The organism is Bifidobacterium sp. B4111, from assembly GCF_026537235.1.
Classification (GTDB): Bacteria; Actinomycetota; Actinomycetes; order Actinomycetales; family Bifidobacteriaceae; genus Bombiscardovia.
The window spans coordinates 458,490-481,117 of sequence record NZ_JAFNMO010000002.1; the positions used below are offsets into that span (position 1 = coordinate 458,490).

Consider the following 22,628-nt stretch of genomic DNA (forward strand, 5'->3'; position numbering starts at 1 on the left):
TGTGGGGTTCTTTGTATACCCATCCACACCTGAGCATCAGGCATGTGTGGATTCGGCTACTCAGCTCCACCGATTTCATCCACCAGTTCCAGACTCAAGCCAAAGTTATCCACAATCGCCCGAATTTCTCGTGGACGCACTAGGACACTCGTCCACAGCCGTACTGCTGATTGGATTCTGCCTTCACTTATCCACTTTTTGCTGCTATATATGCACCAGTTCTGGATACTTATTCCCAGGTTATCCACACGATTGTCAACAAATGTGGATAGATGACACCCATGTCATTTATCAATTACGGAAGGCAGCAACGCAGCAGACAGATGCCGATTTTCAGCGCATTGGGTTGACCATATTGCAGCCCAGAGCCAGTAGAACCAGGACCGCCAGGAAGATCAGCGTGGGCAGCAGCCAGGAGAGCAGGCCATGCACCCGCGAGCTAGGCCGGCCCATGTACAGCAGGGCCAGCATGAAGAGGCCGCCGACTATAAATCCGCCCACATGGTCCTGCCAGGCGATGCCGGGCACAAACAGGGGCATGCAGAAGTTGATGGCCATCCAGACCACCATGGAAACGATGTCAATCCCCAGACGGCGGTAAACCACCAGGATGGCGGCGAAGAGCCCGAAGAGTGCGCCCGAGGCCCCGATGGCCGAGGTGCCCCATCCATTGGGCGCCAGGACCGCATAGACCATCAGCCCCAGGTCTCCACCCAGCCCGCTGATCAGGTAGAGGGCCAGAAAACGCCCGTGCCCTATCAGATTTTCCAGCACCGGCCCCACAACCCAAAGGGTGATCATGTTGAAGAGGATATGCGAGACATTGGTGGCGTGCAGAAAAATGTTGGTCACAAACATCCAAGGCTCATGAATGGCCGTAATCGGCACGAAGGCCCAGTAGCCCAGCAAAAGCCGTTGATAGCGAAGCGGAGCCAACAGGTATAGGACCATCTGGATGACCCAGGCCACCATGCAGATCAGGGTGATGGCTATGGTCACCACCGGAGCATGGTCACCCCAGTGCCGCCGGATCCATCCCAGCGGCCCCCGACCATTCCCTCCGCCCGTGAAACCGGTGCCCATGCCATTGACCATGAACCTTACCTTACCTGACCATCCGGCCGGGGTGTGCGGTTTCCGTGCCGCAATGGCACCGATGCGCCCCACAGTTCGCCGCTTTCTACTAGGATGATGACTAGGTCGGTCGAAGTGGGCAGGACCGACGAAAGTCGTCGAAAGGAGCCAAACATGGAGAATTCATCTTCAAACGGCTGGAAGTTCTTTGCACTGCTCTTCGGCACGCTGCTGGCCGGCGTTGTCGCTCTGTTCGTATACAAGCAGCAGAACCCGGATTACGATCCCTGGGAGGAGCCCTGGGAGAACAGCTCATCGCCAGTCGACCTGGGCCTGGCCAAGGATGAGGAGGACAAGGGATCTGAGGATCCTGAGACCCCTCTGCAAGCGGGCGCACAGGCCTGACCGTTCCGGTCGGGAAGGAATCCGACCCAGCGTCAAGGACGTGAGGGCAACGGATTCCTTTTTTCATGCCTGATTGCGGCTTGACCCGCAGCCTGCCGGACACGCCTGTTAGGGCGGCGCGTCAGAATGGAGCCATGAGTGCCATACGGGAAGCAGACATGGAAGAGGGCCGCCGGGATTTTCTGGCCTGGCGCGATGCGGCCAAGGAGGTCGCGAATAAATTGGGCCCGGAAGGCGACCGACTATCAGTGGCCCCACAAACCGATAGACGCAGCAAGGCCATGGCCGTCCGCTATTCCCTGCACATGCTGGAAATCAAGGCCCCAGGCCCCGGCGTAGAGGTCAGAGTGGCACCTTGGGGAGCAGTCAAGATTCTGGATGGGCCGGCATCCGACCCGCATAACCTGACCCCGCCCGACGTCATCGAACTGGACCCGGATGTCTGGCTGCGGCTGGCCGCCGGCATCACCAGTTGGAGTGAAGAAGCCGCCGCCGGGCATATCAGCGCCGTGGGCGAGCGCGACGATCTGCACGAGCTGCTGCCACTGGTATGAGGCCGGCTACCTCTGCGGCCGGCTACTTGCTCGCGGACTCCTTGGATGCGCTCTTCTGATCCCTGCGGTGTTTGAGCGCGCTGGGCACGGGAATGGGTATGCGCTTGTGCGGCTTGGGCGTGGCCGGCATCTCTCCCGAGGTGGCCTTGGCAGCAGCCTCGGCGGCCCACCGGGCGTAATCGTCCAGATCATCGTCCATGGAATCCTCGGGGTCCTGGCCCCCCGATTTGCGTGAATCCGACTTGGAGTATTCCTCTTCAACCATTTTGAAGGGATCTTTGCCCCTGGTTCCGGGTTCCTTGCTGCTGAGCTCTTTGGCCAGCTCGTCGTAATCCGTGTCCGTTGTCAGATATTTGAGCTTCCGGGCTATTTTCGTCTGCTTAGCCTTCTGACGTCCGCGGCCCATCCGACCCCCTTCGCCAGGTAACGTGCACTTAGGCAACTTGAATGTGAATTTGCATCATTTATGAGAGTACCACCTACGCATCTTGTCGGCTCGGACTTTTACCATAAAAGCAATTCCCAGAAGGACATTCGGCACGACGACGAGGGTGGGACCATGCAGGAAGAAGTCACAGCGGCAGGCAACGAGATCAGCGATAGCTTCAGAGCCGCCAAGCATCGGTCCGACCAGGTGCTGGCCGAGCTGGACAAGAATCCCAGCCGCTACACCATGCTGACCGGCGACCGCCCGACCGGCAGGCTCCATCTGGGCCATTACTTCGGCTCCATCCGCGAGCGCGTCCAGATGCAGAATCGCGGCGTACACACCAACATCGTCATCGCCGACTACCAGGTCATCACCGACCGGGACACCACCGAGCACATCCGCGACAACGTGCTCAACCTGGTGCTGGACTATCTGGCCGCAGGCATCGACCCCAAGAAGACCATGATCTTCACCCATTCGTCCACTCCTGCAGAGAACCAGCTGCTGCTGCCCTTCCTCTCTCTGGTGACCGAGGCCGAGCTTCACCGCAATCCCACCGTCAAGGCCGAGATGGAGGCCAGTGGCCACGCCCTGACCGGCCTGCTGCTGACCTACCCGGTCCACCAGGCCTGCGACATACTCTTCTGCAAGGCCAACGTAGTGCCCATCGGCAAGGACAACCTGCCGCATGTGGAGCTGACTCGGACCATCGCCCGCCGCTTCGATGAGCGCTACCCCGGCCAGGCTCCGGTCTTCCCCGAGCCTGAGGCCATCCTGTCTGACACCCCTGAGATTCCAGGTCTGGACGGCCGCAAGATGAGCAAGTCCTACGGCAACTCCATCATGCTGGGCGCCACCGCGGAGGAGACAGCCAGGCTGATCCGCAAGTCCCCCACCGACTCCGAGCGCAGGATTACCTTCGACCCTGTCAACCGCCCCCAAGTCTCGGCCCTGCTGACCACGGCCGGCCTGGTGACCGACCGGAAGCCCGAGGATATCGCCGAGGAGATCGGCAATGCCGGCTCGGGCGCCCTCAAGGCCTATGTGACCAAGTCGGTCAACGAATTCCTGGCACCCCACCGCGAGCGCCGCGCCGAGCTGGCCAAGGACATGGACACCGTGCGCGACATCCTGGTTGAAGGCAACAAGCGTGCCAACCAGGTAGCCGAGGAGACCCTCGATCAGGTCCGCTCGGCCATGGGCATGCGCTACTAGACGTCGTACCGCCAGGAGCGGTCGGTCAGCACCCGAGCCGTAACCAGGCCGATAGGCAGGCAGATGATGACCATGAAGGCCCGGAAGGCCCAGTCCAGGGCGTTGAGCGTATTGAACTGCCCCAGGTAGAACATGGCCCGGTACATATACAGGCCGGGCACCATAATGACGATTGAGGGCACAGTCAGGCTGATTCTTGGATAGCCCAGATCGGGCGGCAGCAGGCCGTGGCGGACTGAGGAACGCCAGACCGTGGCCAGCATGCCAGCCAGAAAGGCGCCCAAAAAGGCGGCCATCTCAGGAGGAACGTGGAGCAGATCCTGCATCTCCAAGCGCATGGTGTCGGTCAGGGCGCCGATGACGGCGGCCACCAGGGCCATGCGCTGGGGTGAGTTGAAGAGGACCGAGAAGCCCCAGACCCCGCAGAAGGCTGCTACCAAGCGCAGGCCAGCCATCAGCCAGGGGCTCAGGTTCATGGGTTCAAAGCCCTGGGGGTTGAGCATGACCATCCTTGCTACGGCCCAGCCGCCCAGGGTGGCCACCAGAATGATCGAGAAGGCGTAGGTGATGCGCTGCACTCCCGAGGGGAAGTCCAGCTTGGCGATGTCCAGGCCGCCAGTGACCAGGGGGAAGCCGGGAATGACGAAGAGGATGGCGCCAATGTAAGCCGTGTCGTGCCTGAGAGCCACAGGGTCGAAGATACCCGCCAACCTCAGCGTGCCGACACAGGCCAGGGCGGCGATGATGACCGCCACTCCGGTGGCGAAGAACTGGTTGATCCGCCTGCCCAGCATCTGACGACGCACCCACTGTCCTATGCCAGCGCCGACGAAAGCTCCGGCCATGTCGTAGGGGCCGCCGCCCAGCAGGAAGACGAAGGCCGCGCAGGCCACGGCCGAGGCGAAGCCCGAGAAGAGGGGCGAGTAGAGGGGTCTGCGTCGCTCGATCAGGTCCAGGCGTTCATGCGCCTGTCGGACTGTGATGCCATCCGTAGCCCGCGTCTGCGAGGATGCGGACTCGTGAGAGGAAACAGGCCCATCGGAAGATACAGCCTCTTTGAAAGACGCGGACCAGACGGAAGACACCGACTGTTCGGAGGACGCGGCGCCCTCGGAAGACCTGGCCTTCTCACGCGCTCCACCTTGGGTTGACGCAGATTGTCCGGAAGCGGGCCGCCCAGCCCCCGAATCGCGTCCTTGACTGGTTGCAGAAGATTCAGCGGCTGCAGAAACGGCATCAGCAGCGGAAGCGGCTTTGGGATCGTTGGAATCCTCGGGCCGAGGCGTGGAGCCTACAGTGCCCAGACCGGCGGCCGTCCTGGTGTCCATGGCCGCCGCATCGATTCGGCTCTGGCTGATCTCGTCCTCGTTGTGCACAGCGGTGGCCACCGCATCCTTGAGCGCCTTGGCCGCATCCTGGTCCTGGGCCAGCACCTCCTTGACCGCCTTGCGGGCCGCCGCGTAGATGTTCGGCTCGTCCAGGTTGTCCACCAATTCCCGGGAGACCACCGACATGGCGTGGTACGTCCCCGCCTGCCCGCACTTGACGCTGAGCCAGTCCGCGAAGTGCTCCAGCAGCCAGATCCGCTCGGTATTGACCCCAGTAGTGGGCAGGTCCACCACCTCGGTAATCCGAGACACGCCATCCGTGCAGGTGGCCTCGATGTCAGTCAGGTTCACGTCGGCCCGCACGTGCACGCCCATGGGGTAGGCAATCCTGTGCATCATCTCGCGCACGCGGAAGCTTCCCGTGCCGGCCCCCAGCTCCAGCATGCCCACCCGCACAATCAGACTGGTTTTGGCCGCGATGCAAGCCTCGACAATGGGCTTGTCGTAATCGCGTTCAATATCCTCCATGTCCAGCGGAATGGAGTGGGTGTGGTACTTGCTGACCCGTCTGACCTCGGCTGCGGTCCTGCCGCGATAGCCATCCTTGGAACTTCTGCTCTTGAATTTCACACCCACATTCATACTCCACCCGGGTCACGTGCCCCTGCACCGCCGCATGGGACCATGAAACGTATTCGACCCGAAAACGTCCTAGAATGGGCCGCGAGCCATCGAATCGAAGGCTGTGGGCCTGCAACGCCGACCACCAATAACCGCGGAGGAGCCGTGGAATGGCCGAAGACCGGGCAACCTGCGATTCGACAAGGAGGACTGATGACAGATAGTAATCAGCAAATCACGGCTGCCGATGCGACCCTGGTCACATCCGGCACCGGGACCAAGGGGCCGGAGGAACGCAAGCTGCCTCAATCGTTGGACGAGGACATGGCCTTGTGCCTGCGGCTGCTCAGGGATGTGTTGGGGGAGTTCGATCAACAGCTGCTCAAGCGGTTCGATTCCCTGCGCGAGGACGTAATGACGGCCAGCGCCGAGCACTTCAACCGCCACCCCTCGGACCCCGTGCCTGACGAGGACGGCCTGTCCAAGGCCGTGGCCCTGATCGACGACACCTCAGTCAAGGATTCCCAGCTGCTGGCCCGCGCCCTGACCACCTACTTCCACCTGGCCAACCTCTGCGAAGAAAACTACCGGGTGAAGGTCCTGCATGAGCGTGAGGGCAAGGTGAACCTTGAGGTCAAGGGCACCGATCCCATCAACGAGATGACCAGCGCCTATAGCCAGCTCCTTCAGGAGATGGGCCCGGCCAAGGCTTCGGAGCTGCTGGAGAAGCTGGAGTTCCACCCCGTCTTCACCGCCCACCCCACCGAGGCGCGGCGCAAGGCCGTGGAGGGCAAGATCCGGCGCATCGCCAACCTGCTGGCCGTTCGCCGTGGTCTGGGCGGTTCCGAACTGGAGGAGAACGAGCGTCTGCTGCATAACGAGATCGACGCCCTCTTCCGGACTTCGCCCATCGCAGCCAAGAAGCCGACGCCCGTCGAAGAGGCCAACACCATCCTGGATATCTTCGACTCCACGCTCTTCGAGACCATTCCCAGGGTCTACCGCCGCTTCGATGACTGGATGCTGGGCAGGAAGGCCGGCATGGTCAAGCCTGTCTGCCCTGCTTTCTTCCACCCGGGCAGCTGGATCGGCTCCGACCGTGACGGCAACCCCAATGTGACTGCCAAGGTCTCGCGCAAAGTAGCCCGCAAGTTCTCGGACCACATGCTCAAGGCCTTGGTCAAGGCCACCACCACCGTGGGCCGCAACATGACCATGGAGGTGACCACCACACCCCCCAGCCCCGAGCTGAGGAGCCTGTGGAGCCACCAGAAGGAGATGAGCGAACGGCTGACCGATCGGGCCGCCACCATCTCTCACAACGAACTGCACCGTGCCGTAGTCCTGGTCATCGCAGACCGCCTGCAGGCCACCATCCAGCGTGACGCCGACCTCATGTATGCCGACTGTGACGACTTCATCGCCGACCTGCGCGTGGTCCAGGACTCCCTGGCCAAGGCGGGCGCGGTCCGTCAGGCCTACGGCCCCTTGCAGGATCTGATCTGGCAGGCCCAGACCTTCGGCTTCCACATGGTGGAGATGGAGTTCCGCCAGCACTCCCTGGTCCACGCCCGCGCCCTGGAGGATATCCGTGAGCATGGCCTGCATGGCGAGCGCGGCGAGCTGCAGCCCATGACCCACGAGGTGCTCGACACCTTCCGGGCCCTGGGAGCCATCCAGAAGCGCAACGGCCAAAAGGCCGCCCGCCGCTACATCATCTCCTTCACCAAGTCGGCGCAGAACGTCAAGGACGTCTACGAGCTCAACCGGCTGGCCTTCGAACATGCCGAGGACGTGCCGGTCATCGACGTGATCCCCCTGTTCGAACAGCTGGAGGATTTGCAGAACTCGGTGGACGTGCTGGAGGAGATCATCAAGATCCCCGAGGTCCAGGCCCGGCTCAAGGAGACCGGCAACAAGATGGAGGTCATGCTGGGCTATTCCGACTCCTCCAAGGATGCCGGCCCTGTCTCGGCGACCCTGGCCCTGCACTCCGCCCAGGAGCGCATCGCCAAGTGGGCTGAGAGCCATGACATTGACCTGACCCTCTTCCACGGACGCGGCGGCGCCGTAGGCCGTGGAGGCGGCCCTGCCAACCGGGCCGTGCTGGCCCAGCCTGTGGGTTCGGTGAACTGCCGGTTCAAGCTGACCGAACAGGGCGAGGTCATCTTCGCCCGCTACGGCAACCCGGTCCTGGCCATCCGCCACATCGAGTCCGTGGCTGCGGCCACCCTGCTCCAATCCGCGCCCAGCGTGGAGGAGCGCAACACCACCATGACCGAGAAGTACGCGGATATGGCCGACGAACTGGACCAGGCCGCACACGAGCGCTTCCTGGACCTGCTGCATACTCCGGACTTCGCCCCTTGGTTCTCCATCGTGACGCCTCTGAACGAGATCGGCCTGCTGCCCATCGGCTCCCGGCCTGCCAAGCGTGGTCTGGGCGCCAAATCCCTGGACGATCTGCGGACCATACCCTGGGTCTTCTCCTGGGCACAGGCCCGAATCAACCTGGCCGCCTGGTACGGCCTGGGCACCGCCTGCGAGAAGTTCGGCGACCTGGATACCCTGCGTCAGGCCTACGAGGAGTGGCCGCTCTTCAGCACCTTCATCGACAACATCGAGATGAGCCTGGCCAAGACCGACGAGCGTATCGCCAAGATGTACCTCTCCCTGGGCGACCGGGACGACCTGAGCCAGAAGGTCCTCTCGGAGATGGAGCTGACCCGCAAGTGGGTTCTGCAGATCGTGGGCGACGAGTGGCCCCTGCAGCACCGCCACGTGCTGGGCCAGGCCATCCGAATCCGCTCTCCATATGTGGACGCCCTGTCGGTGACCCAGGTGCGCGCCCTGCGTGCCCTGCGTCGTCGCAACGACAAGGAGGAGCTCAGCAAGAGCCAACAGGCCGACTTCATCTACCTGATCCTCTGCACCGTTTCGGGAGTCGCAGCCGGTCTGCAGAACACCGGCTGATCCCCGGCCCGGCGTTAAGCACGGGCCCCGTTCTCCCGCAGTTGCAGGAGGCGGGGCCCTGCTTATTCAAGTGCCCCTGACGTGACCATATGTGTTGTTTATTAGCTGGATGGTAGCGCGAGGGGGGGGGGGGGGACGCCGGGAAGACGGCTGGATTCCGCCATGGCTCGAGCGAAGTGATGCAAGGCCCGCGTTGACAGCAGGACTGCTTTTCGACAGACGAGACATTGCAAGGCGAACGGCGTTGGCAAGGGGTTCCGGCTTCGCATATCTAGCCGGCCGTCTGCGTTCGTCCTGCTGAGACTGCTGACCGGCATGGGCGCAGCGTCCAAGCCGACGGATGCTCCTTGCCCACGAGGGAGGGAGCACAGCCCCAGCTGGTCCGACCACTGTTCGTCCATCATGCCAGCCATGGATCTCGCTGATAACAGGTTAGGCTGCCATAGTCATAGCAGAATGATAAAGTTGCATCAGCCGTACAAAGACGCAGGAGTAAATGACACGCACCGGCTGTTAGGGAGACAGTCGGCAAAGTTCTTGGGAAACTCCGCAAATGGCGTTACCGAATGTTCTCCACTGTGCTTCTTGCGAGTAAGGCCGGATCCTCAACACTGCGATCCGGCGAATCTGGCGGCTGTGCCCATCCCAACCGAGCACGGCCGCCAACTTCCTCTAAATGGCTGAAAGGTACCCATCGTAGCGCTCAGGCATGTCAGCGAATTCCAGGCCAGCCGGCTGATACCAGGAGTATCGGCGGGTGCCGCCGTCGTCAGTCCAAATCTCAGGGCAGTCATTGACCAGCCAGTCCGAGGGAAGGGCATGGGCGCCTCCGGTCGAGGCCATGGCCAAGGCCTGCCTGAGCTGGCCCTCCTGTTCAGCGGTCAGGCTGCCTGGGCGGGCCGAGAAGAAGAGTGGGGTGCCAGTCCGCGCCAAGAGGTCCATCCACTGACGGTTGAACTCCCAGTCGATTGAGTCGGATATGCCCACGCAGTCGGCGTCGGTGGCGTAAAAGCTCCCGTTCTGGGGCAGACGGAAGGCCAGGGTGTTGACCCCGATTTGCCTGGTCCGCTCCCACTGCAGGCCGCTGGTGTCGTCGCCGGTCCGGTTGATCTGCATAAAGCCGACGCCCAGGTGACCGACCACGTTGCATCCCTGGACCAGCATCCCGGTCTTAGTGGCCTGCTCGAAGATGGCCCGGTAGAGCTGTTTGACCACCTGAGCGCTGGTCAGGCTCCGGTTGTAGAAGTGCCAGCCGTCCGGGCTGGGCCAGGGGTTCATCTGGAAGCCCCACCTGCCCAGCAGGTCGAAGGTGCTGAAATCATGCTTGATCAGCTGGTAGCCCCACTCCCCCAGCTGGGCGATGTCCTGGCGGATGTAGTCCAGGACCTGCGGGTTTGAGGGGTCCAGGCATCCGTTGTGCGGGAGCCTCCACTGGTCTGCAATGGTCTCGTCCTCGTTGAGGAGCGGGCGGTACCAAATGCCGGGCTTGATGCCCATGGCCTTGATCCGGTCGGCCAAAGCGCCCATGTCGCCGAACTTCTCGTTGCCACGCCGCCAGGGACCGCCGTTGTAGTCCTCAAGCCGGTGGTGGTCCTGCCACCCGTCGTCCACGACCATGGTGGGGCGGTTGGCGCTGCCCTGGGTCAGGGAGGCCAAATACTCGGCATCGGCAAGAATCCGGGAGCGGCTGGAGTCCCCGTAGGCGTAGTACCAGTTGTTGCTCCCGTAGACCGGCTCGGTGGGTATGAGGCCCTTACGGCTGATCCGGGAGCAGAAGTCAGTGGCCACAGCAAAGACCGGACCACCAGCCCGCTCCTGAAGCGGATATTGCAGGCAAACGATGGTGGCCGCTTCAAGCTCTCTGCCGTCCAGGACCAGGCCTGTGCCTCCATTGCGCAGATCAAGGAAGAGGGTGACACCGGCCGTATCGACCTGCCAGAAGCAGAAGGCGTTGGCTCCGGTGACCACCCCGTACCCCTCGGCCTGCTCCTGACCCACCGCCAAGAAGTACCAGGGCATGAACCGGTTGGCACGCATGGTCTGGAAACCCATGCGGCCGTAGCCGCGCTCCCAGGCGTCGCCCAGGTAGAAGTCATCGGAGGGCATGGGCCTGGTCCAGCGCAGCGCCAGGGACCGGATGGGGGTTGAACCGGCGGTCAGGCTGACTGTCAGAGCGGACCCGCCCTTAAGGCTGGCCCTCACGTCGGGGGCTGTGTGAAAGCGTCTTCCCGCAGGCACAGTCTCCCTGTCGGCATCGGTGGTCAGCGTGATCCAATCCGGCTCTCCAAGGCTAAGGCTGGTTGGGTTCATGACTCAGTGCTCCTTCATCCCTGTGGTGTGGCAGACGGCGGCGGGTCAGACCCGGACCAGGTCGATCAGGCGGATGGTCTCGGGCTGGCAACGGGGTATGCGGATACCCACACGCTCCAGATAGGTGCCGGTGACCTCGGCGGTGCCCAGCGGACCTGTTGGGTCCAAATGCTCCAGCGAGGCCTTGGGCTTGGCGGGGCCGGTCCAGGCGAGCCGATACAGCGCCTTGGGATCCAGACCGGGAATACGTAGACAAACACCACGATTATGCAGGGATTCATCCAACTGGACATGGGCCAGGATGGCGCGGCTGCGGTCGGGGGCCACCACGCCATGGGCCAGCGCCGAGGGGTCAGCCAGGTCCAGGCGAACCACGCGGCCGGAGTGGAGGAAGCCGCGGTTGACCTTGTACCAGGTGATCCATTCCTTGAGCCGCTCCAGGTCCTCCTCGCTGGCCTGGCGAATGTCCCACTCGATGCCCATGGACCCGAAGACGGCCGTGGCGGCCCGGAAGTCCAGGCTGTAGGTTCTGCCGGTCTGCTGGGAGGAGGGCTGGGAGATGTGGGCGCCGATGTACTCGGGGGCCACGGTCTGCTCGGTCCAGCGCTGGATCAGCTGCCTGCTCAGGGCATCGGTCATGTCGGAGTTCCAGAAGCGGCGGATCTTTTCGATCACGCCCAGGTCGATGCGGCCGCCGCCCGAGGCGCAGGACTCCCACTCCACCTCAGGGAAGCGAGCGCGGAGGGCGTCCAGAAGGTGGTAGTAAGCCAGGGTCTGCTCGTGGATGGCCGGCGCGCCCCCATGGGCCTGTGAGCCGGCCTCAAGAAGGTCGCGGTTGTGGTCCCACTTGACGTAGTCGATTTGGCAGGACCCCAGAACCTCGGTCATGGCCTCCAGCACATGGTTGAAGGCCTGGGGGTTGGTCAGGTCTAGGACCAGCTGGTTGCGCTGCAGCTCCGGGTTTCTGGAGGATGCCCTCATGACCCACTCAGGATGGTCGCGGAAGGCATCCGAATCAGGATTGATCATCTCCGGCTCGAACCAGAGGCCGAACTGCATCCCTAGCTTATGGACATAATCAACTAAAGGCTCCAGACCCTGGGGCCAGACAGCAGGATCCACCCACCAGTCGCCTAGACCGGCCTTGTCGTCCCGGCGCAGGTGGAACCAGCCGTCGTCCAGAACAAGGCGCTCCACTCCGATGCGGGCGGCCCGGTCGGCCAGATCGCGCAGGGTATTGAAGTCGTGGTTGAAGGCGATGGCCTCCCAGACGTTCAGGATGACCGGCTGCTCGCGCGGATGCTCGGTTAGAGTGCGCTCCCAGGCGTGCAGGCTGTTCATGATCGGATCCATGCCATGGTCGGAGGCGGTGACCACGATCCAGGGCGTGCTGTACTCCTGGCCCTGGTCCAAGACCACCTCGCCGGGCAGGAGGAGCTCGCCAGCGCTGACGCCGGCCGGGGTGGCGCTGTTCCGGTCCACCCGGAGCACGGTGTTGCCGCTCCAGGCCGGCTGGACGCAGAGCACCCTGCCATGGTGGAAGTTGAACCCGGGGGTGCCCACCATGATTACGGGCCCTTCGAAGCCGGTGCGGCCCCAACGAAACTCACGCACCCAGGCCCCGTCGGCCATATCATGACGCTGGGGGCTGCGCTCACGCTCGTGCCTACCGGCGAAGTCCAGAATCTGGGTCTGCTGGTCGTCCAGGGGCAGGCGGATCTCCAGACCCTCCAGCAGGAAGGGATCGGCGCCCAGGTTGCGCAGGGTGTGACGAATCCGCAGGGAGCCGCCGGCCATGGCCTCCACCCTGGTCTTCAAGCCAAGCTGGGCACCCTCGTCGCGAGCCTTGATGATCAGCGAGTCGGCGGTCTGCTCGGGCCGGCCCTCAACCAGGAATCGTGGCGACCAGGAACGACCGGCCTGGAAGCCCTCGGGGCCCTGCGTGATCCGATGCCCGGTCAGGCCCGGATGCAGGTAGGTGTTCTGCGCATGCTCCAGCAGCAGGGGCGAATGGGTTGAGGCCCAGACGGGGCTCTGTTCCAAGCCATCCAGGTCGGGGCCAGCATACAGCCCTCTGATGTCAGGAATATCGGCACCCGGCGTAACGGGCCCCAGGGCCATATAGGTGAGTGGCTGATCCGAATGGACCGACTGTGGAAAGAGCATGAAAAATCCTTTGGTGACTACGGCACAAATGTGCAAAAACAACGATGCTTGATGAGCCAGTGAGCCGCCCGCTCAACTGCAGTTGGACGGCTCCTGACTAAAAGACTACTTGACTGCTCCGGCCACCATCCCTGCAATGAAGTACTTCTGCAGGAACATGTAGGCGACCACCATGGGTGCTGCCGCAATCAGAGATGCCGCTGCGGCGACGCCCAGATTGTTGGTATTGGCCGAGAAGAAGGAGGCCACACGAGGGGCAATGGTCTGGGCCGAGGGATCGGTCAGGATGTAGCTGGACAGGGCGTAGTCGTTCCATACTGTCGAGCCGGTCATGATGACCACGGTCGCCGTCACCGGCTTGAGCATGGGCAGGACCAGGCGCATGAAGACTTGGAGCCGGTTGGCCCCGTCCAGCTCGCCGGCCTCATCAATCGCCGGGGGTATGGCCTTGATGAAGGCCGTGTAGAGGAAGACCGACAGAGGCAGGTTGGTGGCCGTCAGCACCACGATGATGCCCCAGTAGTTGTTCACCCCGCCGATCCTGACCAGGAAGGAGTAGAGGGGGACCAGGATGCTCAGCGGCGGAATCATCATCATGGAGAGGATGAAGGCCGATACCAGCTTGTTGAATCGGGTCAGGCGACGAGCCAGGGGGTAGGCCGCCGCTGCTCCCAGGATGCAGACCAGGGCCGTCGCCCCAACAGTCACCACCACGCTGTTGAGAACGGATTTGAGGATGCCGCCCTCGTTGACGGCCTCGGACCAGTTGGACCATGCCAGGTCGTGGGTGCGCATGCTCAGGGCCGAGCTCAGATCGTCCGAAGGCTTGAGCGAGGTGGTGATCGCCAGGTAGAAGGGCAGGAGCTGGCAGAGGCAGACGATGACCAGAAAGAGGTAGATGGCCCAACGCCCACGCTGGTATGACCGCTCGGCAGGGGTCATCGCATTCTTGTTCTTGCTAGCCATGTCAGGCCTCCCAATCCAGCTTGGCCAGCCCCTTGTTGACCAGCCAGGTCACGATGGCAATCAGGACAAAGAGGAAGACTCCGATGGCCGAGGCATACCCGGCCGCCTGGTTGTCGAAGTAGATCGTGCCGATATAGGTCGAGATGGAGTTGGTGGCATACCCGGGGCCGCCGCCTGTCAGCACCTTGACCATGTCGTAGAGCTTCAACCCTCCGATCAGGTTCAGAACCACGCTGGTCGTGAAGGCGGGCGACAGGAGCGGCAGGGTGATGTTCCAGAACTTCTTCCAGCCGGATGCCCCATCGACCTCGGCGGCCTCGACCACCTCCTGGTCCATGGTCTGCAGACCGGCCAGGTAGATGATCATGGAGACGCCGACGAACTGGATGGAATTCACCAGCACGATGATGCAGACCGAGAACCCCGCATTGTTGAACCAGGCCACCTTGTGCAGACCCAGCGCCGTCATGACGGCGTTCAGGGCGCCCTGCTGGTACTGGAAGACGAAGTAGTACATGATGCCCATGATGACCGGGGCCACCAAAGCGGGCAGGTAGATGATGGCCCTGATCAGGGTGCGCCCCTTGATCCTGGCGTTCAGCAGCAGTGCCAGAGCCAGGCCCAGGATCTGCTGAAGCACTGTGCTGCCAATGCCGTAGATGAAGGTGTTGATGACCACCTGCTTGAAGTTGGCGTCAGTCAGCATCTGCTTGTAGTTGGCCAGCCCCACGAAGGACTTGGCCTCGTTGTACCCGTCCCAGTTGGTCAGGGAAAGTCCGATCCCCGACAAGAGCGGATAGATGATGAAGATCACCAGGAGGATGACGGCAGGAAGATAGAAGAGATTGATCGAGGCACCCTTGAAACGGCGACGACGCGGGGCGGGACCCCTGACGTGGTCAACGGATGCATCCCTGCTATCCCCATGTAACGGTGATCCGGATTGGGTGTCCTGCGAAGGAATCGCCCCTGAGCGGCTATCTGTCATGACTCGGCTCCTCTTGGCTCACTGCTCAGGAAGACTTCTGGCCATACAGGCTGTTGAAGGAGGTCTTGACCTGATCGGCAGCGGCCTGTGCAGTCAGCTGACCGGTCAGCAGACCGTCGGTCGACTTGGCCAGAGTGTTGTACATGCCGTTGGGCAGGTACTTGCGGTCGAAGAAGGGGACTAACTTGGTCTTCTTCTTGTTGACCCAGTAGTCGTATGTCGGCTCGAACTGCCCCAGCGCGGACTTGACGCCGGTCAGGGCCGAATCGTTCATGCTCACGTCTACCAGCTTCTGCAGGTTTTCAGGCTCGGCCATGAAGTCGATGAACTTCAATGCCGCGTCCTTGTTTTTGCTGGTCTTGGAGACGCCGAAGGTCAGGGTGTCCTCGCCTGTAGAGAAGTAGGGTCTGCCGACTTCTGCAGGAACCGGCATCATGCCCAGCTTGACCTTGGGATTGTAGGACTGGATCAGCTGGGAGCTGCCGTTGGCGCGGAAGGAGAAGCCGACCTTGTCCTGGGCCATCAGCCTGGATATGTCATCCTGGGAGGCGGAAGTGTAATCCACATTGAACCAGCCGTCCTTGGCCCACTTGGCCACCCTGGAGGTGTACTTCTCGTAGACTGCGGTATCGAACTTGCCGGCAGAAAGGTCCTTGAGCTGGCTGTCGTCGTACATGCCCGGAAGCATGTAGTCGGCGATGTCGCCATTGGGACCCGCATCCTTGTTGGAGGAGATGAGCGGAGTGTACCCGGCGGCCTTGAGCTTGGTGCAGGCCTGCTCAAAGGCGTCCCAGGTGTCGATGGACTTGGGATCGATGCCGACCGCATCCAGAACCGTTTGGTTGTACATGATGCCAGACACTTGAATATCAGCAGGAAGGGCGTAGAACCTGCCGTCCTTGGTCTTGAAGACATCGTTGCCTATCGGCTTGAGCCGCTTGGCCCAGGGCCTGTTCTGCAGAGGCTCAAGAAAGTTGCCGTACCGGTCGCGCGACCAGCCGTGGGTGTTCCATATGTCCGGAGGGTTGTGGCCCGCTAGACGAACCTTGATGTCGTTCTCGTTGTTGTTGGTGCCAGGAACCATCTTGATGGCGATGTCTGGATTCTTTGCCTCGAACTTCTTGCCCAGGCCCTGCAGAGCCTTGAGCTGGGGGGTCCCCGTCGACTGCATGGTCATGAATTCCACGGTCTTCTTGCCCCCGGAGGAGGAAGAGCCGCAGGCAGCCAATGAGGTTATTGCCATAGCGCAGCAGATGCCGACCGCCGCCACCGTCTTGATCTTGTTCATCAACCACTCCTTCGTAGGTTGCTTCTTCGCCGAACACGTTCCGAGAGAACCTGAACTCATTCGTGATTCTTAATATACACGAGTAGATTCATCTGTCAAATATCTGACGCTGGTTGCCTAAACAGTTGCTTTTGAGGAAAAACGCACCCGCAACGGCTGGTTTTTTAGTGCTATTTACCTTGATTTTGCAGCCTTAGCAAGACATGTGCAGACAGATCAATGATGGCGCTCAACCGGGTTTGACGGCAATATCAATTCGAGTAGATTCCCTATTCCGGGTAGCATAAATTGAGACTGGCGAATAGGCAGATGGGAACGAACTCTGATGGCTGCAAACAACAAGGATCACCGACAACGCAAAAGGGCCACGCGCACGGATGTGGCCAAGCTGGCTAATGTCTCCACAGCCGTGGTCAGCTACGTATTCAACAATGGGCCCAGGGCTGTGGCTCCGAACACATCCAAGCGGGTGCGCGAGGCGGCGAAGCTGCTGAACTACCACCCCAACCCCACGGCGCGCGCCCTGCGCACCGGCTATTCCAAGATGCTGGGGGTCATTGTGCCGGATTCTTCCAACCCATTCAGCGCCGGCATCTACGACGAGCTGCAGACGGTGGCCATGCGGCGGGGATACTCGGTTCTCTTCATGAACGTGCGCAGCGACCCCGAATTGGAGGAGCAGGCCATCAGACAGCTGCTGGAGCGCAACGTCGATGCCATTTTCCTCTCATCCTCACGCAGCTACGCACAGCTGAGCATGGCTCATCTCGAGGAGAGTCGCTTCGTCTTCATGGACCAGCCCAACCGGGTGAGCAATGCCAAGAGCGTGTCGACCGATTTCTTCCACTCTGGCCTGACCGCCACCCAACACCTGATCAAGCACCGGCACTGCAGCGTCGACATGCTCTTCGGCGGCTCCCCCGACGACCGGGGCGACGCCCGCATCCAGGGCTGGTATGCGGCCCATCAGAACGCCAACCTTCCCGCCGGCAGGATTCGCCAGGCCTTCTTCACACGCGAGGGCGGCTACCGCGCCACCTTGGACCTGATTGACAGCGGCAGACCACCCCAGGCCATCTTCGCCGGATCGGACCTGGAGGCCATGGGTGCTTTGCGAGCCCTGCATGAACGCGGGCTGCGCATTCCCGAGGATGTAGCCATCGTTTCCTTTGACGGCACCATCGACTCCCTCTACACCTGGCCTCAGCTGACCACCATGCAGCAGGACACTGCGAAAATTGCCACCTGCGCCATCAATGCGGCCTTGGAGCCGGACCAGGTCCCCGACGTGCAGATCATCAAGGCGGATCTAGCCATCCGTCACTCCTGTGGCTGCTGATACGACAAACTATCCAAACCATGGATAATATCCAGAGCTTTTCATCAATGCAGACCTGCAACATATACCAAAAAGACGCTGGCATCATCACCGCAAAGGCAATAGACGCCAGCGCCTTCTCAGACTCTGTTCAGGTTCAGACCCAGGGTCAGGCCCCAATCAGATCCAGCATTTCAGGTACGGACTTCTTGCCGAACTCCACGGTCTCCTGTCCGTCCTTGCGGATCACAATGCAGGGGACGCTCATGACCTGGTATTGATCTTTCAGCTCAGGGAAGCGGGCCAGGTCGTAAGCCTCGGCGCGCACCTTGCCGTTCTGGGCCGCCACCCGCTGGGCGGACAGGACCGTAGTCGGGCACATGGTGCAGGTCAGGGAGACCAGCATCATCACGTCCACCCGGTCCTTGATGGCATCGATCCGGTCCGAGGTGGGCTGATCAACCTGCTGCCCGGGGCCCGCCGCATTGTAGAGGGCCAGGACGAAGGAGTTGAACTCGTGGCCGCTGGGCACGCCATGGAAGGCCAATCCGGTCGGCTGGGAGACGCCCTGGTCGTCCAGCCGGCAGATGCGCACGCTGGGACGTGCATCAGGCAGGTCGCTGGAGGGATCGTAGTCCTTGCTGTCCTCGTCCGTGCGGGAGTCGACCCTGACGGTCAGCTTGCCGTCGGAGAGCCCGACCAGCTCATCCACGAAGGCCTCCAGCTCCTTGGAGACCTGGCTGCCGTCCAGATCCAGGGCCAGCTCCAGCTTTCCGGTCATCTTGCCGAAGACCATGTCCAGCTGTTTGCGGATGTCCGGCCCGAAGAAGCCGGAGGTCTTGGCCAGGGTCTGGTCGTCCTCCTGGGCCACAGGCGCGGGCGAGGTGCCCGAGGCCAAGGCGGAGTTCTCGGCCTGCCGCTCGGAACGGGCGTAGGGGGAGTCCTCGGGCCGCGGCGGCACCAAGCCGGTTTTGTCCGACATGTTGGAGGCGTAGCGCTCCAGCTCCACGGCGGCCACAGCCCCATCGGAGGCGGCGGTGATGACCTGCCGCAGGTTCTTGACCCGCAGATCCCCGGCGGCGTAGATGCCTGGCACCGAGGTCTCCAGGTAGTCGTGGGTCAGCACGTACCCGTGGTCATCCAGATCCACCACGCCCTTGAGCATGCCGGTCTGGGGCACGTAGCCAGCGAAGACGAAGACGCCAAAGGTGCCGCCATCCTGGGGCTTCCAAGTGGTGGTCTGCCCGCTCTTGCGGTCCAGGATAGCGGCCTCGACCAGCCCGCCGGGGCCAGCGGAGACTCCCTTGAGCTCGGTGGAGTAATGAATCTCGATCTTGTCGTTCTTCCGGGCCTCGTCAGCCACGGCAGCATCGCAGGTGAAGTCCTCCTCGCGCACCAGCAGGGTCACCTTGGTGGCGTACTTGGTCAGGAAGACCGACTCCTCAGCGGCTGCGAACCCGCCGCCGACCACCAGGACCTCGCGCCCGGTGAAGAACTCGCCATCGCAGGTGGCGCAGTAGGCCACACCGCGGCCCGCATACTCCTGCTCGCCCTGGAAGCCTATCTTGCGGGGGCTGGCGCCGGTGGCGATCAGGATGCCGAAGGTGCGCAGGTCGCCCCGAGAGGTGTGGACCACCTTGATGTCGCCCTGGGCCTCGATACCTGTGGCCTCGGCGCTCATGAACTCGGCTCCAAAGTTCTGGGCCTGCTGGCGCATGGTATCGGTCAGCCTGCGGCCATCAGTGCTGGCCACGCCCGGGTAGTTGACCACGTCGGCCGTGATGGTGATCTGGCCGCCAAAGTCGTCCTTCTCCAGGATCAAGGTGCGATACCGCGCCCGGGCCAGATAGAGGCCTGCGCTCAGGCCTGCAGGACCACCGCCGATGACGACCACGTCATAGAGATTCTTGTCTTCCGTCATGAATGCCTCTTCCGAAGGAATGCACGGATGTGCTGGTGTTGGATACTGGTCGTGAATACAGAAAAGGGAACCCGCCCTGGTCGCTTCCGATCGGCGAGTTCCCGATATTGGCAGCTGCAGATCAGAGCTGACCGACCAGATCCAGGCTGGGCTCAATGGTGTCCTCGCCGGGCTCCCACTTGGCAGGGCAGACCTGATCGCCGTGCTCGTAGACGAACTGGGAGGCCTGAACGCGGCGCAGCAGCTCGTCGGCGTTGCGGCCCACGTTGGAGGAGATGACCTCGTAGGCCACGACCTTGCCTTCAGGGGTCAGAATGAAGTCGCCGCGCTCGGCCTTGCCCTCAGCCTCATTGTAGGTCTGCAGGTCCTTGGCCAGGGTTGCGGTCGGATCGGCCAGCATGGGGTACTGGACCTTGGCGATCTTCTCGTTGGCCTCGTGCCAGGCCTTGTGGACGAACTCAGTGTCGCAGGAGACGGAGTAGATCTCGCAGCCGATCTTCTTGAAGTCCTCGTACTTGCTGGCCAGATCCTCCAGTTCGGTGGGGCAGACGAAGCTGAAGTCCGCAGGGTAGAAGAAGAGCAGGGACCAGTGTCCCAGCAGATCCTTCTTGGAGACCGGGAAGGTCTTGTTGTCCTGGTAGGCCTGCGTGGTGAACTCAGTCAATTCGTGCTGAAGCTGTGACATGGGAAAATCCTTTCGGGAGCGTTGGGAACGTCGACCTGAAGCCGAACCTGTCTCCGTATTTCATGCTAGTCAGGAAGCACTGCATGGGGAAGACAGAGGTTCGCCGCTGGGGTGTGACATAGGGCACATGGGGCGTCCATACCCTAGCATTGAGGGTATGGCATTATGGCTGAACATCCTGCTCATTCTCTTCTTCCTCCTGATCGGATCCGTCTTCTCGGGGACCGAGCTGGCGCTGGTCTCCCTGCGCGGATCGCAACTGGAACAGATGGAGCAGCAGGACGCACGCGGCGCCCGGGTGGCCCGCATCGCCCGCGACCCCAATACCTTTCTTTCCGCTGTGCAGATCGGCGTGACGCTGACAGGCTTTCTCTCGGCCTCCTTCGGCGCATCATCCATCGCCCCCTACGTAGTTCCCGTCCTGACCGGGTGGGGAGTGCACGAGAGCCTGGCTGGCACCCTGACCACGGTGATCCTGACCCTGATCATCTCCTACTGCTCCATCGTCATCTCCGAGCTGGTGCCCAAGCGGATCGCCATGCAGCGCACCGAGGCCATCGCCAGGGCCGTCGTCCCGGCCATCGACGTCTTCACCACCCTGTGCAGGCCGCTGATCTGGCTGATCGGCAAGAACACCAACCTCATCGTGCGCATCCTGGGCTTCGACCCCCAGCAGACCGACACCGAGGTCAGCGATGACGAGCTGCGGATGCTGGTCTCCTCCAACACCAACCTGAGCAAGGACGAGCGGATGATCCTGGGCGACGTCTTCGATGCCTCCGAGACCAGCGTGGCCGAGGTCATGCGCCCCCGGGCCGACGTGGTCTTCATCGCCGGAGACATGCCACTGCAGGAGGCGGTCGAATTCGTGCACGACGAGCCCTACTCGCGCTACCCGGTGACCGGACGCGACTTCGACGACGTGCTGGGCTTCGTCCACGTGCGCGACCTGATGGACGTGCGCAATCCCCAGGCCAAGACCGTGGCCGACGTAACCAGGCCCGGCATCGCCCTGCCCGGCACCTCCAAGCTCCTGCCCAGCCTGGAGAAGCTGCGCAAGAAAGGCATCCACCTGGCTGTGGTCATCGACGAGTACGGGGGCACCGACGGCATCGTCACCCTGGAGGACATGACCGAGGAGCTGGTAGGCGACATCCGCGACGAGTACGACCTGCCTGAGGAACAGAACCCGGCCCATCCCCAGGCAACCGCCTTCGTCAACGGCGTGGCCACGGTTGACGGCGGCATGACCATCGAGGACTTCGCGGACCTGACCGGAATCGAGCTGGAGGACGGACCCTACGAGACCCTGGCCGGCTACTTCCTGGCCCAGACCGGGCGGATGGGGCAGGTGGGCGACGTGGTCCACTCCGACGACGGATATGACATGGTGGTGACCAAGGTGGACGGGCGGCGCATCGAGACCATTGAGGTCAGGCGCCGGCAGGAGGCTGAGGGCCAGTCTGGCGATAATGACGAAGCCGGAGAAGACGGAGCGGATGAAGACAAGTCGAATCCCGAAGCAGGAGCAGGCCGGGAATAACCAGAGCGGTTCTAATCTGACTGAGATTGATTTGACCGAGGCTGGCCGTCAGCCTACGAGCATCCCACGCTAGTCAAGGAAAAATGACTGTCAGCGTAGCCGATGGTCCGTGAATGATTTCACTGGTTGATTCCCGCAAAATCCAAGCGTTTCCTTGCCTTTTCATCTAGTCTGGAGATACAAGGCCGGGGCTGATCCGACCACAGGCATAATTCATATTTAAGGAGCGATTATGGCATTGAACTTTACCGTACCGGGACTCGACGAAGCGACCAGCGAGAAGGTCATCTCCATCCTGCAGAGCCGTCTGAGCCAGGAGCAGGAGACTGCCCTGATTCTCAAGCACGCCCATTGGAACATGAAGGGCAAGGAATTCATCGGCATCCACGAGATGATGGATCCCGAGGTCGATTCGGTGCTGAACATGGCCGACGAAACCGCAGAGCGCATCGCCACCTTGGGCGGCTCCCCCGCCGGACGGCCCGACGACATCATGAAGAACCGCGACTGGGATGGCATCACCATGACCGGCCGCCAGGATGCCCTGGACTATCTGAAGGCCCTGGACACCTACTACACCACCTTCATCAAGCGCGATCGCGAGGCCATCAAGGAGCTGGACGACCTGGACGTCATCAGCTCCAACATCGTGCAGGACCACGTGCAGGAGCTGGAGCACTTCCAGTGGTTCATGCGCAGCCACCTGTTCTGAGTTACTGAGTTACTCGATTTCTGAGCTCTGAGAGCTCATCGCCGCCTCCGATAGGCGGTATGCCAGCGGCCCTGCATCGTAAAAGGTGCAGGGCCGCTGGCATAACTCTTTGAACAAGATAGAATTGACAT

The 22,628-nt window shown here is 62.0% G+C and carries 17 protein-coding genes; 7 read left to right on the forward strand and 10 right to left on the reverse strand.

Annotation, left to right across the window (positions count from 1 at the left end; genetic code table 11):
• Positions 1-333: 333 nt before the first annotated feature.
• On the reverse strand, positions 334-1,095 hold the full coding sequence (locus tag J3T93_RS05745) for a rhomboid family intramembrane serine protease (RefSeq protein WP_267430898.1): 762 nt from the start codon (positions 1,093-1,095) through the stop codon (positions 334-336).
• A gap of 153 nt (positions 1,096-1,248) precedes the next feature.
• On the opposite strand from J3T93_RS05745, the gene J3T93_RS05750 reads away from it, so the two are divergent.
• The gene (locus tag J3T93_RS05750; RefSeq protein ID WP_015021110.1) at positions 1,249-1,479 is read left to right on the forward strand and encodes a hypothetical protein; all 231 of its coding nucleotides are present in this window, start codon (positions 1,249-1,251) and stop codon (positions 1,477-1,479) included.
• A gap of 134 nt (positions 1,480-1,613) precedes the next feature.
• Positions 1,614-2,033 (forward strand): sterol carrier family protein, encoded by a 420-nt coding sequence (locus J3T93_RS05755; RefSeq protein WP_267430900.1) that lies wholly within the window; start codon positions 1,614-1,616, stop codon positions 2,031-2,033.
• Between the two features lie 22 nt (positions 2,034-2,055).
• On the opposite strand, the gene J3T93_RS05760 is transcribed toward J3T93_RS05755, so the two are convergent.
• Positions 2,056-2,439, reverse strand: coding sequence for a DUF3073 domain-containing protein (locus J3T93_RS05760; protein WP_267430902.1), 384 nt, complete (start codon positions 2,437-2,439; stop codon positions 2,056-2,058).
• Between the two features lie 153 nt (positions 2,440-2,592).
• On the opposite strand from J3T93_RS05760, the gene trpS reads away from it, so the two are divergent.
• Complete coding sequence (trpS, locus tag J3T93_RS05765) at positions 2,593-3,678, forward strand: tryptophan--tRNA ligase (RefSeq protein ID WP_267430903.1); 1,086 nt, start codon at positions 2,593-2,595, stop codon at positions 3,676-3,678.
• On the opposite strand, the gene J3T93_RS05770 is transcribed toward trpS, so the two are convergent.
• Positions 3,675-5,534 (reverse strand): threonine/serine ThrE exporter family protein, encoded by a 1,860-nt coding sequence (locus tag J3T93_RS05770; RefSeq protein WP_267430976.1) that lies wholly within the window; start codon positions 5,532-5,534, stop codon positions 3,675-3,677. The genes trpS and J3T93_RS05770 overlap by 4 nt on opposite strands.
• Before the next feature lie 306 nt (positions 5,535-5,840).
• Between J3T93_RS05770 and J3T93_RS05775 the strand changes: the two genes are divergently transcribed.
• Positions 5,841-8,600, forward strand: coding sequence for a phosphoenolpyruvate carboxylase (locus tag J3T93_RS05775; protein ID WP_267430904.1), 2,760 nt, complete (start codon positions 5,841-5,843; stop codon positions 8,598-8,600).
• Positions 8,601-9,272: 672 nt separating this feature from the next.
• On the opposite strand, the gene J3T93_RS05780 is transcribed toward J3T93_RS05775, so the two are convergent.
• From J3T93_RS05780 to J3T93_RS05800, 5 genes are all read right to left on the reverse strand, one after another.
• Complete coding sequence (locus J3T93_RS05780; protein ID WP_267430906.1) at positions 9,273-10,910, reverse strand: glycoside hydrolase family 36 protein; 1,638 nt, start codon at positions 10,908-10,910, stop codon at positions 9,273-9,275.
• 45 nt (positions 10,911-10,955) lie between these two features.
• Positions 10,956-13,076, reverse strand: a complete 2,121-nt coding sequence (locus J3T93_RS05785) for an alpha-galactosidase (RefSeq protein ID WP_267430907.1) — start codon at positions 13,074-13,076, stop codon at positions 10,956-10,958.
• A 105-nt stretch (positions 13,077-13,181) separates the two neighbouring features.
• Positions 13,182-14,042 (reverse strand): carbohydrate ABC transporter permease, encoded by an 861-nt coding sequence (locus J3T93_RS05790; RefSeq protein ID WP_267430908.1) that lies wholly within the window; start codon positions 14,040-14,042, stop codon positions 13,182-13,184.
• 1 nt (position 14,043) lies between these two features.
• Entirely contained in the window at positions 14,044-15,030 is a 987-nt protein-coding gene (locus J3T93_RS05795; protein WP_267430909.1) for a carbohydrate ABC transporter permease, read from the reverse strand.
• 25 nt (positions 15,031-15,055) lie between these two features.
• Positions 15,056-16,318 carry an ABC transporter substrate-binding protein gene (locus tag J3T93_RS05800; protein WP_220236608.1) on the reverse strand — a complete coding sequence of 421 codons (1,263 nt, stop codon included), beginning with the start codon at positions 16,316-16,318 and terminating at the stop codon, positions 15,056-15,058.
• Positions 16,319-16,643: 325 nt separating this feature from the next.
• Here J3T93_RS05800 and J3T93_RS05805 point away from each other — a divergent pair, with 325 nt between their 5' ends.
• Complete coding sequence (locus tag J3T93_RS05805; protein WP_267430910.1) at positions 16,644-17,657, forward strand: LacI family DNA-binding transcriptional regulator; 1,014 nt, start codon at positions 16,644-16,646, stop codon at positions 17,655-17,657.
• A 148-nt stretch (positions 17,658-17,805) separates the two neighbouring features.
• On the opposite strand, the gene J3T93_RS05810 is transcribed toward J3T93_RS05805, so the two are convergent.
• Positions 17,806-19,557 carry an FAD-dependent oxidoreductase gene (locus tag J3T93_RS05810; protein ID WP_267430911.1) on the reverse strand — a complete coding sequence of 584 codons (1,752 nt, stop codon included), beginning with the start codon at positions 19,555-19,557 and terminating at the stop codon, positions 17,806-17,808.
• 121 nt (positions 19,558-19,678) lie between these two features.
• Complete coding sequence (locus tag J3T93_RS05815; protein ID WP_015021096.1) at positions 19,679-20,242, reverse strand: peroxiredoxin; 564 nt, start codon at positions 20,240-20,242, stop codon at positions 19,679-19,681.
• Positions 20,243-20,399: 157 nt separating this feature from the next.
• On the opposite strand from J3T93_RS05815, the gene J3T93_RS05820 reads away from it, so the two are divergent.
• Together J3T93_RS05820 and J3T93_RS05825 are read left to right on the forward strand one after the other, a co-directional pair.
• Positions 20,400-21,785: a hemolysin family protein gene (locus J3T93_RS05820; RefSeq protein ID WP_267430913.1), complete on the forward strand. Its 1,386-nt coding sequence runs from the start codon at positions 20,400-20,402 to the stop codon at positions 21,783-21,785.
• A 232-nt stretch (positions 21,786-22,017) separates the two neighbouring features.
• A complete protein-coding gene (locus J3T93_RS05825) occupies positions 22,018-22,497 on the forward strand; it encodes a Dps family protein (protein ID WP_267430914.1) in 480 nt (159 codons plus the stop codon).
• Positions 22,498-22,628: the final 131 nt, after the last annotated feature.

Excerpts from the sequence above, each read along its gene's own strand:
- J3T93_RS05785 (WP_267430907.1), bottom strand. The coding sequence starts at position 13,076 with ATGCTCTTTCCACAGTCGGTCCATTCGGATCAGCCACTCACCTATATG.
- J3T93_RS05755 (WP_267430900.1), top strand. The coding sequence starts at position 1,614 with ATGAGTGCCATACGGGAAGCAGACATGGAAGAGGGCCGCCGGGATTTT.
- J3T93_RS05805 (WP_267430910.1), top strand. The coding sequence starts at position 16,644 with ATGGCTGCAAACAACAAGGATCACCGACAACGCAAAAGGGCCACGCGC.
- J3T93_RS05750 (WP_015021110.1), top strand. The coding sequence starts at position 1,249 with ATGGAGAATTCATCTTCAAACGGCTGGAAGTTCTTTGCACTGCTCTTC.
- J3T93_RS05770 (WP_267430976.1), bottom strand. The coding sequence starts at position 5,534 with ATGGAGGATATTGAACGCGATTACGACAAGCCCATTGTCGAGGCTTGC.
- J3T93_RS05795 (WP_267430909.1), bottom strand. The coding sequence starts at position 15,030 with ATGACAGATAGCCGCTCAGGGGCGATTCCTTCGCAGGACACCCAATCC.
- J3T93_RS05780 (WP_267430906.1), bottom strand. The coding sequence starts at position 10,910 with ATGAACCCAACCAGCCTTAGCCTTGGAGAGCCGGATTGGATCACGCTG.
- J3T93_RS05820 (WP_267430913.1), top strand. The coding sequence starts at position 20,400 with ATGGCATTATGGCTGAACATCCTGCTCATTCTCTTCTTCCTCCTGATC.
- J3T93_RS05825 (WP_267430914.1), top strand. The coding sequence starts at position 22,018 with ATGGCATTGAACTTTACCGTACCGGGACTCGACGAAGCGACCAGCGAG.
- J3T93_RS05745 (WP_267430898.1), bottom strand. The coding sequence starts at position 1,095 with ATGGTCAATGGCATGGGCACCGGTTTCACGGGCGGAGGGAATGGTCGG.
- J3T93_RS05790 (WP_267430908.1), bottom strand. The coding sequence starts at position 14,042 with ATGGCTAGCAAGAACAAGAATGCGATGACCCCTGCCGAGCGGTCATAC.
- trpS (WP_267430903.1), top strand. The coding sequence starts at position 2,593 with ATGCAGGAAGAAGTCACAGCGGCAGGCAACGAGATCAGCGATAGCTTC.
- J3T93_RS05760 (WP_267430902.1), bottom strand. The coding sequence starts at position 2,439 with ATGGGCCGCGGACGTCAGAAGGCTAAGCAGACGAAAATAGCCCGGAAG.
- J3T93_RS05800 (WP_220236608.1), bottom strand. The coding sequence starts at position 16,318 with ATGAACAAGATCAAGACGGTGGCGGCGGTCGGCATCTGCTGCGCTATG.
- J3T93_RS05810 (WP_267430911.1), bottom strand. The coding sequence starts at position 19,557 with ATGACGGAAGACAAGAATCTCTATGACGTGGTCGTCATCGGCGGTGGT.
- J3T93_RS05815 (WP_015021096.1), bottom strand. The coding sequence starts at position 20,242 with ATGTCACAGCTTCAGCACGAATTGACTGAGTTCACCACGCAGGCCTAC.
- J3T93_RS05775 (WP_267430904.1), top strand. The coding sequence starts at position 5,841 with ATGACAGATAGTAATCAGCAAATCACGGCTGCCGATGCGACCCTGGTC.